This window comes from Leptolyngbya sp. FACHB-541, assembly GCF_014695875.1.
In the GTDB taxonomy this organism is placed as follows: domain Bacteria; phylum Cyanobacteriota; class Cyanobacteriia; order Elainellales; family Elainellaceae; genus JAAUTN01.
This window is the reverse complement of record NZ_JACJPC010000123.1, coordinates 1-13,190: the sequence shown is the minus strand read 5'-3', so window position 1 is coordinate 13,190 and position 13,190 is coordinate 1. Positions and strand designations below refer to the sequence as shown.

At 45.6% G+C, this 13,190-nt stretch carries 11 protein-coding genes and 4 pseudogenes; 7 read left to right on the top strand and 8 right to left on the bottom strand.

All coding sequences use genetic code 11. The features are described from left to right. Window positions 1-515 precede the first annotated feature (515 nt). The 4 genes and pseudogenes from H6G00_RS27365 to H6G00_RS36840 form a co-directional block, all read left to right on the top strand. Window positions 516-1,418: an AraC family transcriptional regulator gene (locus H6G00_RS27365; protein WP_190799140.1), complete on the top strand. Its 903-nt coding sequence runs from the start codon at window positions 516-518 to the stop codon at window positions 1,416-1,418. A 118-nt stretch (window positions 1,419-1,536) separates the two neighbouring features. Then, on the top strand, window positions 1,537-2,109 hold the full coding sequence (locus H6G00_RS27360) for a RidA family protein (RefSeq protein WP_199318741.1): 573 nt from the start codon (window positions 1,537-1,539) through the stop codon (window positions 2,107-2,109). Between the two features lie 196 nt (window positions 2,110-2,305). Then, window positions 2,306-3,274 (top strand): mycofactocin-coupled SDR family oxidoreductase, encoded by a 969-nt coding sequence (locus H6G00_RS27355; protein ID WP_190799139.1) that lies wholly within the window; start codon window positions 2,306-2,308, stop codon window positions 3,272-3,274. 304 nt (window positions 3,275-3,578) lie between these two features. Further along, a pseudogene (locus tag H6G00_RS36840) lies at window positions 3,579-3,798 on the top strand (tyrosine-type recombinase/integrase); the annotation flags it as partial. Between the two features lie 129 nt (window positions 3,799-3,927). On the opposite strand, the gene H6G00_RS27345 reads toward H6G00_RS36840, so the two are convergent. Both H6G00_RS27345 and H6G00_RS27340 read right to left on the bottom strand, forming a co-directional pair. Then, window positions 3,928-4,638, bottom strand: a complete 711-nt coding sequence (locus tag H6G00_RS27345) for an IS6 family transposase (protein ID WP_190799137.1) — start codon at window positions 4,636-4,638, stop codon at window positions 3,928-3,930. A gap of 30 nt (window positions 4,639-4,668) precedes the next feature. Then, window positions 4,669-4,833 carry a hypothetical protein gene (locus tag H6G00_RS27340; RefSeq protein WP_190799136.1) on the bottom strand — a complete coding sequence of 55 codons (165 nt, stop codon included), beginning with the start codon at window positions 4,831-4,833 and terminating at the stop codon, window positions 4,669-4,671. Window positions 4,834-5,081: 248 nt separating this feature from the next. Between H6G00_RS27340 and H6G00_RS27335 the strand changes: the two genes are divergently transcribed. Next, window positions 5,082-6,080: a tyrosine-type recombinase/integrase gene (locus H6G00_RS27335; protein ID WP_190799135.1), complete on the top strand. Its 999-nt coding sequence runs from the start codon at window positions 5,082-5,084 to the stop codon at window positions 6,078-6,080. A 304-nt stretch (window positions 6,081-6,384) separates the two neighbouring features. On the opposite strand, the gene H6G00_RS36835 is transcribed toward H6G00_RS27335, so the two are convergent. The 4 genes and pseudogenes from H6G00_RS36835 to H6G00_RS27320 form a co-directional block, all read right to left on the bottom strand. Beyond that, a complete protein-coding gene (locus H6G00_RS36835; RefSeq protein WP_347278234.1) occupies window positions 6,385-6,909 on the bottom strand; it encodes a DUF1016 domain-containing protein in 525 nt (174 codons plus the stop codon). A gap of 87 nt (window positions 6,910-6,996) precedes the next feature. Continuing rightward, window positions 6,997-7,437: pseudogene (locus tag H6G00_RS36830) on the bottom strand (DUF1016 N-terminal domain-containing protein); the annotation flags it as partial. Window positions 7,438-7,486: 49 nt separating this feature from the next. Then, complete coding sequence (locus tag H6G00_RS27325; protein WP_190799134.1) at window positions 7,487-8,665, bottom strand: ParB N-terminal domain-containing protein; 1,179 nt, start codon at window positions 8,663-8,665, stop codon at window positions 7,487-7,489. Further along, entirely contained in the window at window positions 8,637-9,461 is an 825-nt protein-coding gene (locus H6G00_RS27320) for a ParA family protein (RefSeq protein WP_242042529.1), read from the bottom strand. Before H6G00_RS27320 ends, H6G00_RS27325 begins: the two co-directional genes overlap by 29 nt. Before the next feature lie 288 nt (window positions 9,462-9,749). On the opposite strand from H6G00_RS27320, the pseudogene H6G00_RS27315 reads away from it, so the two are divergent. Next, window positions 9,750-10,461: pseudogene (locus tag H6G00_RS27315) on the top strand (IS6 family transposase). Window positions 10,462-10,762: 301 nt separating this feature from the next. Here H6G00_RS27315 and H6G00_RS27310 read toward each other — a convergent pair. Continuing rightward, window positions 10,763-11,749 carry a methyltransferase domain-containing protein gene (locus H6G00_RS27310; protein ID WP_190799133.1) on the bottom strand — a complete coding sequence of 329 codons (987 nt, stop codon included), beginning with the start codon at window positions 11,747-11,749 and terminating at the stop codon, window positions 10,763-10,765. Between the two features lie 383 nt (window positions 11,750-12,132). Here H6G00_RS27310 and H6G00_RS27305 point away from each other — a divergent pair, with 383 nt between their 5' ends. Then, window positions 12,133-12,825, top strand: coding sequence for an IS6 family transposase (locus H6G00_RS27305; protein WP_190799132.1), 693 nt, complete (start codon window positions 12,133-12,135; stop codon window positions 12,823-12,825). 153 nt (window positions 12,826-12,978) lie between these two features. Here H6G00_RS27305 and H6G00_RS27300 read toward each other — a convergent pair. Next, window positions 12,979-13,190, bottom strand: a pseudogene (locus H6G00_RS27300) (transposase family protein); the annotation flags it as partial.

Here is a 13,190-nt window from a genome sequence, read left to right as displayed (position 1 = left end):
AAGGGAGTAGTGTCTCTCAATCCAAGTTTATTGAAGTACTCTTTGGAATTACTGCTTAAAGTAATCCAAACAATACAGATTGTTTGTCCTTAAACAGTTTTTGCGACAGAACCTATTTGCACAACTATCTGTTTTAGAGGACGTAAAATTGGATGCTAAGGAGGTTTGAGAGCAAGACCGACGTGATGAGCGATCGCCTCTGTAACAACCTCAATCGTTTTTCCCTCTGTGTTGAGATGAACTGCAAATTTTTTGTCTGGTAAAGATCTCAAGCAGCGATCAAGCTGATGTGCAACCTAGGAGTTATTGCCATCACCACGCCGACGCAACCGACGCAGACTTGTCTCGCAAGATCTCTATGCATCACTAACGGCAGAAGTTTGCGAAGAGAAAAGCCAACTTGCTTAGGAGCTGTGAATGAGCAAGATTTTGGTAACAATCGCAAGAATTGGGTACACCAACTTTGTCAGAACCGCTAAGCTCTGAATAAGGTCTTCTCATACGCCTGATATGCTATGACAAACTCCCGATGGGATGCGCTTCCAGAGACACCAACACTCTCTAGCCAAGGATTGGATTGGGGGGGCATTCTTGTAGAACGTATGTGCCATACTCCTTCTACTGGGCTGAACTTGCCTGCTTCTGGTCAGCATTTAGTCACCCTTTACCTTGGCTCACCGCTCTATCTACAGCAGAAACGAAATGGAGAGCTGCACGAGGGCAAGCATGTAAGAGGCGACATCACCATTGTTCCAGCAGGCTGTTCAAGTCAATGGCAGTGGCAGGGAGATCCAGATGTATTGCGCTTGCGTTTTGATTCGCAGTTTCTGTTGTCGCTCGTTGACCCCGCAGAGCAGCCGTCTAGTGGGATCAAACTCACCAATCAATTTGTGGTGCGCGACCGACGTATTGAGCAAATTGGGCTGATGCTTCTCGATGAATTACAGTCAGATAGTTTTGGCAATCGTCTTTGTGTTGAGTCCTTACGGAATCTTCTAGCAGTTCACTTACTGCGCTGCTACTCCAATATTAGAAAAGCTGAGCCGAATGACAGCCGTCGTCTCTCTGCATCTCAGCTTCGTCAAGTTATCGAGTTTATTAACGAAAATTTGGCACAGGACTTGCAGCTTTCAGACATTGCAGCGGTTACTAATCTCAGCGTATTTCACTTTACTCGGTTGTTTAAACAATCGACTGGAGTTACCCCCTATCAGTACCTCATTCAACAACGAATTGCAGCAGCTGAGCAGTTACTCAAGCTTGGCAAACTATCTATTTTAGAGGCTGCACATCAAGTTGGCTTTTCCAACCAAAGTCATTTTCATTATCACTTCAAGCGTCTAATCGGAGTCACTCCAAAGACCATTCTTCAACACAGCAAGAGTTTGCAAAAAGAGCGCAAATTTCTAGAGAAATAAAAAGCTGAGAATCCCTAGAATTGCAATCAAAGGAGAAGAAATAGCAATGTTTCAGCTTCTTGATGTACTAGGGAGAACTTCGATGATTCCAAAACTATTAACACGAAGAAGAGTAGTGATGAGTGGTAGTGCGGCTCTAATTGGAGTAATGGAACTACAGCGATCAAAGACAACAACTGCTCAAACACTTGTACCTGAAATTCAAGTAATTTCAACCGTTGATCGCCGATTACAAGCACTTGAATTAACCTTACCTACTCCCTGGCAATTACCTGTTGGAGTGCGTATTCCGGCTGCGTTCGTTCGAGTTTATGGCACCCGTGTATTTATCTCAGGACATGTGCCGTTAAATGAAAATGGCACTGTGATAGGTCCTTTCGGTCGAGTGGGGGCAGAAGTCTCTTTAGAACAGGCACAAGAGGCAGCACGGCTTGCTACACTGGCAATTTTTGCTTCCTTGAAGCGGGCAATCGGTAATCTTGATCAAATTGCAGCCTGGCTCCGCGTTTATGGAATGGTTAACTCGGCATCAGACTTTTATGATTATCCCCAAGTCATGAACAGTGCATCTCGTCTGATTCTTGATGTATTTGGAGATGAAATTGGAAACCATTCACGAGTTGCAATTGGGGTTAGTGGTCTTCCTTGGAATGCTCCTGTGGAAATTGAAGCTGAGTTGGAATTGAAATAGTAGCAATGAGAAATTAGCAATCTTGTACTGAATTTGGTTCCTTACGAAACCCGCAGAAGTTTCACCAATCGAGCTAAGAATACGGACAGGATTTTAATAGCAATAATTTCCTAGACAACTTTGCTTGAAGTGCTAGTAAATTTACACTAAGTCCTTTCAATTTCAAGAGGTAATTAAAATGAGCAGAAGAAATCCAATGACCCGTCGTAAATTGATTTTGGGTAGCAGTGTACTTGCTGGAACAGTTGTAGTATCTAACACTAAGCTGAACCAGGCATCTGCACAGCCTTCTCAAGCTTCAACTGTGGCTATTGAACCTGCCATCAGCAGACAAGGCAGATTACAAGGTCAGGTGGCAATCGTCACAGGTGCAGCACGAGGAATTGGGCGAGCTTGTGCTGTTGCTCTAGCACGAGAGGGGGCAGATGTTGTGACTTTAGATATTGCTCAGCAAATCAGTTCAGTCAAGTATCCAATGTCAAGAATGGAAGATCTTGCAGAAACCGATCAACAAATTAAAGCCTTAGGGCGACGTTCTCTTGTTATTCAAGCTGATGTTCGTAATAGTGATCAGATGCAGGCAGCCGTCGATCGCACCATTCGAGAACTGGGTAAAGTAGACATTATGGTTCCCAATGCTGGCATCTGCACCTATGTTCCGTCTTTGGATCAGATGTCAGAAGCTGAATGGGACGATGTAATTGACGTGAACCTTTCAGGAGTTGCACGCTCCATGCGAGCTGTAATTCCACACATGCGCGAACGCAAACAGGGGCGGATTATCGTGGTCAATTCCTGTAACAGTCGTTTTGGTTCTCCAGGTTCTCCCTCCTATAACGCTTCAAAGTGGGGTGTGTTGGGTTTGATCAAGTGTGTTGCAACGGAAGTTGCCAAAGACAACATCACCGTTAATGCGGTTAATCCAACGGGTGTGAGAACCCTAATGACTCAGAATGACGAAGCGCGACGCTGGGCTAACCCCCAAAATCCAACACAGGAAAATTTGGAGAATGCATTGCTATCCTTCAATTCACAATCGCGATCTTTTCTAGAACCAGAAGAAATTGCCAATGCGCTGTTGTTCTTTGCAATGCCTGAAGCAGCGATGATAACCGGAGAAGCAATAGATGTAGCCGCAGGAGCAAATGTTCGATGGAACTCCTGATGCAGCGATTTAAGAACAAAGCGGTCATTGTTACGGATGTAACACGGGGAATTGGACGAGCGTGTGCTCTAATGTGAATGAGCAAAAGATCTGGCGCAATTTGCAAATGAGTGGCGTAATCTTGAAAGCCAGAGCGTGTAGACGTTTAGGCTTTTGGACTCCTTCTAATCACTGCTATTTAACACAGTTCATCCCAAGCCATAAGCAGCCACAAGGTTGGACTAGAGGCACACTGACCGATTGCGCTACTCGTTTGCAAGTTGCACCACATTTTCTGCTCATTCACAGTAGTGATTTGATGTGCCGTCACCACATGCATGAGAGTAGCATTCAAAAAGCGGTTAAGCAGGCTGTTCGAGCCGTAAAGCTGTAGCGAAACGAGTGGGGTGCTACACCTTTCGCTACAGCTTTACAACCCACCTGCTCCAAAGTAGTTATGACATTCGGACCATACAAGAATTGCTAGGACATAAAGATGTCAAAACAACAATGATCTACCGTATGTTTTAAACCGAAGAGGATAAGGAGTGAGAAGTCCACTTGATCCCTGAGGATTAATTGTAAGATTGGTAGATTGCGAAGTATTATGCACAACTTTCGGTTGTGTCGCAAAAACTTATTAAGGACAAACGCTCGGTATCGTTTGCATTCCCTTAAGCAGCAATGCCAAAAATTGCTTCGATAACTCTGACTTGAGAGACAGTATCCCCTTGTTTGACTCCTTTCACTTGCCCTTTTCTCATCATATTCATCACTTCGATTCCGCTCAACGTTCTTCTCGCGCTATTAAACGTCTTAAATCCCATCATCGGCTTTACAATGCTCTTGATGTGCCGATGATCCTGCTCAACCATATTATTCAAATATTTGCTTTGCCTCAGTTCCGTTTCCTTTTCAATCGTCTCATCTGCTTTGAGAACCTCCATCGCAACGGGATAAGCCGCATTCTTGTCCACTGTAATCACACGTGGAGCCTGAGTGTGCTGACCCTTGAGTACTTTGCGAAAGAAGCGTGCTGCTGCCTTGCTATCCCGCTTTGCGCTTAGCATAAAGTCCAGCGTATTACCCTCTGAATCCACGGCGCGATACAGATATTTCCACACACCCTTGATTTTGATATACGTCTCGTCGGTTCGCCACGAGTCGTTTGTCGGCCTCAGGTGAGGTCGAATGCGTTTGTCCAGTTCTGGCGCATACTTCAACACCCAACGGTTGATTGTCGAGTGATCCACGTTCACTCCACGCTCCTGCATCATCTCCTCTAAATCTCGATAGCTCAAGGAATAGCGGCAGTACCACCGCACATTGAGCAGGATGATTTCGGGCAAAAAGTGCCGCCACTTGAATAGAGAAGCAGTAGACATTGAAGAGGAAGAAGGCAAAGCTGGGCTTACCTACCTTACCATTGACCCATTTTTTCGACACAACCCATCTCCTTCTGTTCCATGCAGGGCTTGTGCTTGCTGGGCGGATAACATTCCACACTTACGACATTTCTCAGACAGCGATCGCGTTTTCCCAGCTGATTGACTGGCATCAGGTTGTGCACGTTTGGGCATGTCCTTTACTAACCCAAATTCCTTCTGTATTGAGGTTTTCAGATTGAGGCTGTGCTGATTGTCTCATATTGTCTTAGATTGTTCTTATCCCAGATATTGGTCTCATATCTGGGATAAAGATTTAGGTAGTAAGTAGAAATGCTTATTCAAAAACAGCCAAGATAAAGCGCTTTCGTTCTGCTCCTCTCACGTTTTAATTGAAAGGGCAGGGATGCCAACCCACACCTTGTTATTACTCAGCGATCGCGATGAAACGTCCAGCTATTCCAGATCCTGTCATTGTGCCTCTTGTTGGTGGTAAGGAAACACTTACAATTCCTGGTGCAAAGGCTGCATCTCCTACGGATTTAAGACAGACTAAGGTAGATGAGTTTATTGCGGCGCGATCGCTTAAGCCTAAGAGTGAGCAAGCGTACCGACGGGACTTGCAGTGCTTTATGGAGTGGACTCAGCAGGCGTGGGTGAACGTGACCCGACGACAAGTGGCGCAGTTCAAGCAATATCTTTTGCAGGAACGAAAACTGGCTCCTAACTCAGCCAATCGAATTTTGAGGACGCTCAAGACCTTTTACAAGTGGATGCTGGAGTCAGAGTATATTTCCAGTGATCCAACAACTGGGGTGAAGCAAGAGAAGGTGCCGGAGGCGCAATCGAAGGAACTGGAGGATGAGGAAGTCGAGCAGATTTATGCTGCCATTGAGGAGGTCAGTCGTGATCCGGTGCGCGACCGGGCACTCTTCTCAGTACTGCTGCATGGCTTGCGGGCTGAGGAAGCCATTAATCTCAATTTTGAGGACTATGATGGGCAGCAAGTTGTAATCCGAGAAGCAAAGCATGACAGTGTAGGGGAAGTGCCACTGGCTCGGCAAGCACGGGCTGATGTAGATACTTACGTACACCAGCGGCAGGCACAAGCAGAGTCAATGGGGCAAGAAATCACGCCCCAGAGCCCACTATTTGTCTCCAACTCTAACCGCAGTCGAGGGCAACGCCTGACGTACTGGGGAGTGCAGGAGATGATGAACCAACTTGCCGAACATACAGGGATAGATTTGCACGCGCATCGAGGGCGGCACACGTTTTGTACTAATTTAATTGTCAAGTTAGAGATGGATACTGCCCTAGCAATGGAGTTATCGCGGCATCGAGATATCCGCAGCTTCAAACGCTACACTAATCGCAAAAATAAACTGGCTGCGAAGCGAGCGTTTCTCAAAGCGACTGACCGACTGGAGCAGGAACAATAAACACTGAATTTTAAGAATTACACAGTAGCTGCCAAGCACGGTTCCTCGTTAAGGGATTTATCAAATCGGGACTTTAGCTGCTGTGGTGAAATCTGATCCGCTTCCAAGATCACCATCTTGTCGTTCTGCTATGTCGAAACGCTCCCCTTAACTTGCGGAATCAAGCAGCAGCTAAAGCGGCGTTGAACGAAATTCAGGAATGAGCGGTTCTGAAAAAGCTAGTGCAGACAGATCTCTCGAAAATAATACTTCAGACAGAGAAAAGCTTTATCTAGTTCCAAATGAGCTAGATTAATTTGTTGTGCTACTGCTCAGTATTTTCATCTTCAGTAGTAACTTCAGATGTAATTGCCTCTAGCTCCATTTCTAATTGCTCTACGGATGGAAGGCTTTCCTCAATTTGCTTAGCAAAACGGTGAGTAGCTACTCCAATAGGAGTGCTAAGGTTTCGGAACGTATACTCTACTACTGTCTTACTTTTCGAAGTACAAAGAATCAGACCGATTGTAGGCTGATCATCAGGATGCCGAATCAAATCGTCAACTGCAGAAATGTAAAAATTGACTTGTGAACCAAAACTGGGTTGAAAGTCTCCAATCTTTAACTCCACCACCACGTAGCATCGAAGTCGAAGATGGTAAAACAACATATCAATTCGATATTCTCTTCCATCAACCTCAATCGGAAACTGACTTCCAACAAAAGCAAATCCGACTCCTAGCTCTAGAAGAAAATCTCGAATGTGAGTGACCAGTGCATTTTCTAGATCTCGCTCTTGGGCATCCTTGCTCAAGGATAAAAATTCCAGATGATAGGGATCCTTTAGCAAACTGTTGGCAAGATCAGATTGTGGTTTGGGAAGTATTTGTTCAAAATTGGTTGTTGCATTTCCGATGCGAAGGTCAAGTTGACTCTCAATTTGAAGAACTAGTACATCTCTGCTCCAGCCATTTTCAAGTGCCTGTTCCCCATACCAAAGCCGCTCATCCCTCGTTTTCAATTTCTCAAGCAATGCAATATTGTGTCGCCACGGTAATTTTGCAACGCAGCGTTGCAAAATTGCCTCGTCAGGCTATGCCTCTGCGAAGGACTTCATATAGCGGATATTACGAACGGAAAATCCTTTCATTTCAGGAAACTCTTGCTTTAAGTCCAGAGCTAGCCGCTCTACGACTCTAGCTCCCCAGCCCTGATCTTGCTCTTTAGACAGAATCTCCCGACCAACCTGCCAATATAGTAGGATCAACTCCTGGTTAATCGCCAGTGCTGCCTGAACTTGAGAGCTTCGAATGCGCTCTTTAAGCGAGTTCAAAAAGTCATCATAATCTGCTGGAGAGGTAAGGAAGTTTTTAGACACAATAATCCTTTTCGTTCCTCAGCAAAAGGTCTTTCTGCAACTTTGAAAATCATCTCAATAATTGTTTGACATACTCTAGTCTGTCCTCAAGCATCTGCTGAAGTTCTTGTAATTGTCCTGGTGAAGCCTCCACATCCGTTAAATCTAACTTTTGAATATTAGATAAAAATCGATCAACTTGTTTATCTCGGATTACAGGGGTAGAAGATTGTGCATCTTGCAATTTTTGTTGAGCGACCCATCGTTGAGTTTGCGTTGTAGAAAGATTTTGACTAAGAACTTCTCGAACCCCTTTTTCACGTAACTTCAAAGCTTGTCGCTCTGAGATTTTGAGGTTTGCTGCCGAAAGCCGATTCAGAATCAAAGCTTGAGCACAACCGAGCGATTGCTCTCGTACTGCTGCCTTTAAATCTGGAGTGAGATTTAGAGCTGGGAAAATGTTTCGATTTAACGAGACTGGATGCTCCTGCAATCCTAGAAAAATTAGAAAGACCTGAGATTCAACAGGGTCAACTTCAAGTTGCTCCAGAACAGCTTGTTGTTGCCTACTGGGTTGTAGATGTAAACGATCACCCAAGCTCTGCTTCCTTCGCTTCAGGCGGGTTAAAACGCGATTGATAGTCCGTGGAACTTCCTCTGGAGGTAGATTAGGAATTTCATCACAGGCAATTGCTACCAATGTCTCTGCTTTATCAAGAGCATTTAAGCCACGCCGATGTAAGTTTGTGAGATAAGCTTTACGGCGGAGCACCTTTGGTTGGTCAGGTTTTGCTGTAAAAACAACCTCTATCGTTTCCCATCCCAAAGTTTTAGCAGCCCGCCATCGGCATTCTCCATCAAGCAACATGCCATCTTCAAACAGAATAATAGGGTCAAGCTGCCCTTCCCGTTGGAGGGAAAGTGCCATTGACTCTACTTCTTCAATGAATGTCTTACGTGGCTGATCAGGATTCGGCTGAATTTTCTCAACTGGATATTGACTGCTACCCTGACTTTGTTCTAAGTGTTTCCGCAGTTCATCAATTTGGCTTTGCAATTGCGGACGATCGTGCGCTTGAGATTGTGCTCGCAACTGTTCAATCTCAGCAATCAGGTGTTGTTCATGATTTACCTGTTGATTTAATTGCTCTTCAAGCGTCTTGAGTCGATCCCGTAGATTGTAAACCTCTTGAGTTTGATCAACTTCAGAAAAAAAACTATCAACGTCGAGTCGATTTCGCTTTGCCACGTTTTCCTCCCTTAATTTCTTGCTGAATTGCTTCAGCGATCGCTGCAATTGGTCCTAATGCTGGATGAGTTGAACGGTGTACTCTCAAAGGAACAGCCTCTGACCAAGCGTTTGTGAACGCGGTGTAATGCTTAATTGCAGGAAACACACGATACCCTCGTGCCTCATATCTTGGAGGAAGTTCTTTCGAGAGGCGCTGATGCTCTGCTCCATCTTCTACGTTATTAATCACAAATCCTAAAAAACCTGGTGGTGGAGATAGCTGTAGTTCCTGAACATTAGCCGCATACCAATCTAGCAATACTCGGGTTCCGTCAATCGCCTTGGCATCTGGCATCAGGGGAACTAGCAAATGCGTAGCTGCAATTAGAGCAGATTTTGGTATTTGTTCAAGCGTTGCTGGACAATCGAAAATGAGCAGGTCGTGAGTGAGAGGATATTCAGAGAGAGCTTCTTGTAGAAGTTGGCTTCCACCAGCTTGAGCAAGATTAGGCATTACTTTGAATAAGGCACTTCCACCTTGAAAGACCTCTAAATTTTTCACATGCTGTTCCCACACTGGAATTAATGTATAAGTTCCATCAAAAAAGCCCGAGTAAATCCAGGCTGTAGTTGCTTTAGGCGCAGGGGTTTTATTCAACCGACAAGCTACATTGAGAGACCCCTGAGGGTCAAGATCGAAAATAGCGACTTTGTGTCCTAGCCGAGCAACTTCGTATCCAAGGTTAGCTGCCAGAGTAGTCTTTCCAACCCCTCCTGCACCGGTCATAATAGCAAGTCTAATTTGATTAGGCATAACAGTAGGAGCGGTAGTAGCAAAAAATCTGTACTGTAACGCTACGGTACACTTCGTAGCTTATTGTTCATGTCCCTCTCGGCCACAATTTATCTGTCAAAGAACTTCGCTCGTTGAGATTCTACATCGTTCTAGTGTACTAATTGGAGCAACAGATTTATACGTTGTGGAAGTAATTAAAACTAATTAATTTTGTACTGTAGTGCTACGGTACATCAACTGGCTGTGTCGCAAAAACGGGTTAATGGTAAGAGGTGAGGAAGCCTAAAACTTTCCTCTGTCGCTTCTATGTCTACTTCATCAGTGTCTAAGTGGCGGCACTTGCTGCCAGAGATTATTCCGCTGAGCGTGCGTTGGTATTGCCGTTACTCCTTGAGCTATCGGAATCTAGAGGAGATAATGACCGAATGAGGAGTGGAAGTAGATCACTCGACGATCAATCGATGGGTGTTGAAGTATGCTCCCGAGTGAGACAAACGAATTCGACCGCATCTAAAACCGACGAACGATTCGTGGCGTGTTGACGAGACGTACATCAAAATCAAAGGAGCGTGGAAATATCTCTACCGTGCCGTGGATTCGGAGGGCAGTACTTTAGACTTTATGCTCAGTGCGAAACGAGACGGCAAAGCCGCAACACGATTCTTTCGCAAAACATTGAAAGCGCAGCACGTGAAGGAAACCCGTGTGAGCAGTGTAGACAATAATGCGGCTTATCCGATTGCCATAGAAAGGCTAAAAAGCGACCAAGCGCTGGCAGCCCAGACCGAATTACGGCAGGTAAAATATTTGAACAACATGATTGAGCAAGATCATCGAAATATCAAGCGAATTGTCAAACCAATGCTTGGTTCCCAAGTCGTTCAATACGGCAAGAAAAACCTTGAGGGGAATTGAAGCGACCAATAGGATTCGGAAAGGACAGGTTCAAGGCGTTGAAAAAGGTAAGGTGCGCACACAGATAGAATTCGTGTCTCAAATCTTCGGACTTGTTACTTAAGCGGGTTTAGCTAGAGCCAATCCTTTGTTCTTCAATAGTTTTTGTGACAGAACCCTAATCTTTGGCAAAGCGAGAACATTGAGCGTAACACTGTCATTGTAATCAGTCACTTTGTGTCAAATAATTGCATCCAAGGACAGCCACACGTTAAACACACGATAGTTTTGTTAGAAGTTGTATGGATGTTGCGATCGCTTCTCTTTGCTTGAATTCTTGTTTCACAAATGAATGAATTGATGTTGGAATTCGTCCCATTCGCTACAGGTAAGGCTATAGCATTTGAAGATGAATCCGTAGAGGGTTAAACTTGAGCAGTTTGGTTTGACATTTGCGCGAATTGCGTAGAGCGATTCGCTCGAACAGCCCGAAACATGCCAAAGCGGCAAAGCCCTGTGCCAAAGGCAAGCCGCATCAACAAAATGGTGGGAACCTCTCGCACCGACTTGACAAAGCCAGAAACCCCATATTTCATCCATCCTCGCGGACGAACAATTCCCTGCCAAATTGTATCTAGCCACGACGGTAGGGTTGGTTCTGTCCAGTCAGCAGTCACGACCTCTCCTTCAACCAGTCCCGTTTCTGCTAAAAGCTCAGAAAAACCTTCAATGCTAGAGAAGGCAGGATGCGACCACTGATCGAGTAATTGCCGCATCACGGGTTTCTCCCAAGCATTCAGGGAAATTTGGCGATCATCCCGTTGATTCCAGTCGGCAACCACCAGCACTCCTCCGGGCTTCAGTACGCGCAGCAATTCTCTGGCAAACACTGCTTTTTCTGGCATGTGAGGTCCGGCTTCGATCGACCAGACCACATCAAAGCTGGCATCAGGGAACGAAAGCGCCATTGCGTCATCCACCTGAAACTGCGCTGTTAGATCTGGTGAAGTGAGTTCTTGGGCACGTTTGACCTGGTTGGGACTGATAGTTACGCCTGTCACGGCAAATCCGTAATCTCGCGCCAAAATGCGACTGCTGCCGCCAATACCACAGCCTACGTCTAAAACCGTTGTTTTAGGAGGAAGTCGGTCTAAGCCGGCCCAGCGCACCATTTCATGCACAAAGTCTTCCTTGGCTTGAAGAAAATTCTTGCGCTGTGGCGGAGTGCCATAGTGACCCAGGTGGATGTGTTCGCCCCAGTAGAACTCTAAAATTCCATCTTTTGTCCATTGATCGTAAGAATTAGCGACCGAGTTAGATGATTGATATCGACGAGCTGTAGCCAGATAGAACGTAATAGCGACCGCCAAAAGCGCCAATAAAGCGCCAATTACAAAAAGAAATAGATTCATTCCAAAGCAATCTCCGCTTCTAAATCAACAGATACAACAGGAAGTAATTGAAATTCATTCCACGTTTTACAAACTTGTTTGTAGCATTGACGCAAAAATATCGCCTCCGCTGCGGAATCGTAGGTATCCACTGCCAGAATATGAGTGTTTATAAAATGATGGCGCAAAATCACAGTGTCAGAAGCCGCGGCTCCGTCGCAAAAACTAGTAAAGAACAAATTACTAACTCATCTAAATCTAGTTAAGCAACAAGTCCAAAAATTTGAGACACGAATTCTACTTGTGCTCGCACATCGCCTCTCTCCACCCCCCGAACCGGTATTGTCAACTTAAGTCCGAGCAAGAGATAAATATAAAATCTGCCTTGCCTGTCTATTCTGCCTATGTATCCGCGTCACCGTTTTCCCGTCGAGATCATTAGTTACTGTGTCTGGCTCTACTACACCTTTCCCTTAAGCTACCGAGACATTGAGAAAATGATGCTCTATCGCGGGATTGAGGTAACCTACGAGTCAATTCGGGAATGGTGTCACAAGTTTGGGCAGCAATACGCCAATCAGGTGCGCCGTAAGCGACCGTATCTCACGGATAGATGGCATCTTGATGAAGTTGTCATCGCGATTAAAGGACAGCAATATTACCTGTGGCGTGCAGTAGATTCGCAAGGCAACGTGCTTGACATCTTGATGCAGCGTCATCGAGATACCCAGGCAGCCAAGCGATTCTTTCGCAAGCTCCTCAAGCAGCAGGGCTTTGTACCACGCGTGATCGTGACGGACAAGCTCAAGAGCTACGAAGCTGCCAAGAACCAGATGCTCAAGAGCGTGGAGCATCGGCAGCACAAGCAATTGAACAACCTTTGCGAGAACTCGCATCAACCGACTCGACTGCGAGAGCGACGGATGCAAAAGTTTAAGTCACCTGGACAAGCACAACGCTTTCTCTCTGCCTTTGGACCAATTCGAGACCACTTCCACCCCAAACAACATCAACTCAAGGCCCAACGCTACCGCGAACAAATGCACCAACGCTTTCAGGATTGGCAAGAGATTGTTGGGTTGAAATCTGCCGCATAATCCTGTGATTCCACCTCACTAGAGACTACCGTGCTTACTCTTAAATTTTTCTGGTTAAGTTGACAGTACCGTGCCGACTCATCGAATCTCCTTTGCTCACTTGTGCCAAAGTTTGGAATGCCACGAGTTGGGGTGTGGCGGGGCGGAATGGGTCATAGCAGCGCCTCGGTCGGCATGAATCGTCAATTGTCCGGGCTCGATCTGCTGCTTGAGAGTAGTTTGCTCAATCAAGCGTTCTGCCAGGTTTGCCGCTTCCCGATGCGCCACCATCCATCCCACCACATAACGACTGAAGACATCAAGGATGACATAGAGATAGAAGTACGTCCATTTGGCAGGTCCATGTAATTTAGTGATGTCCCACG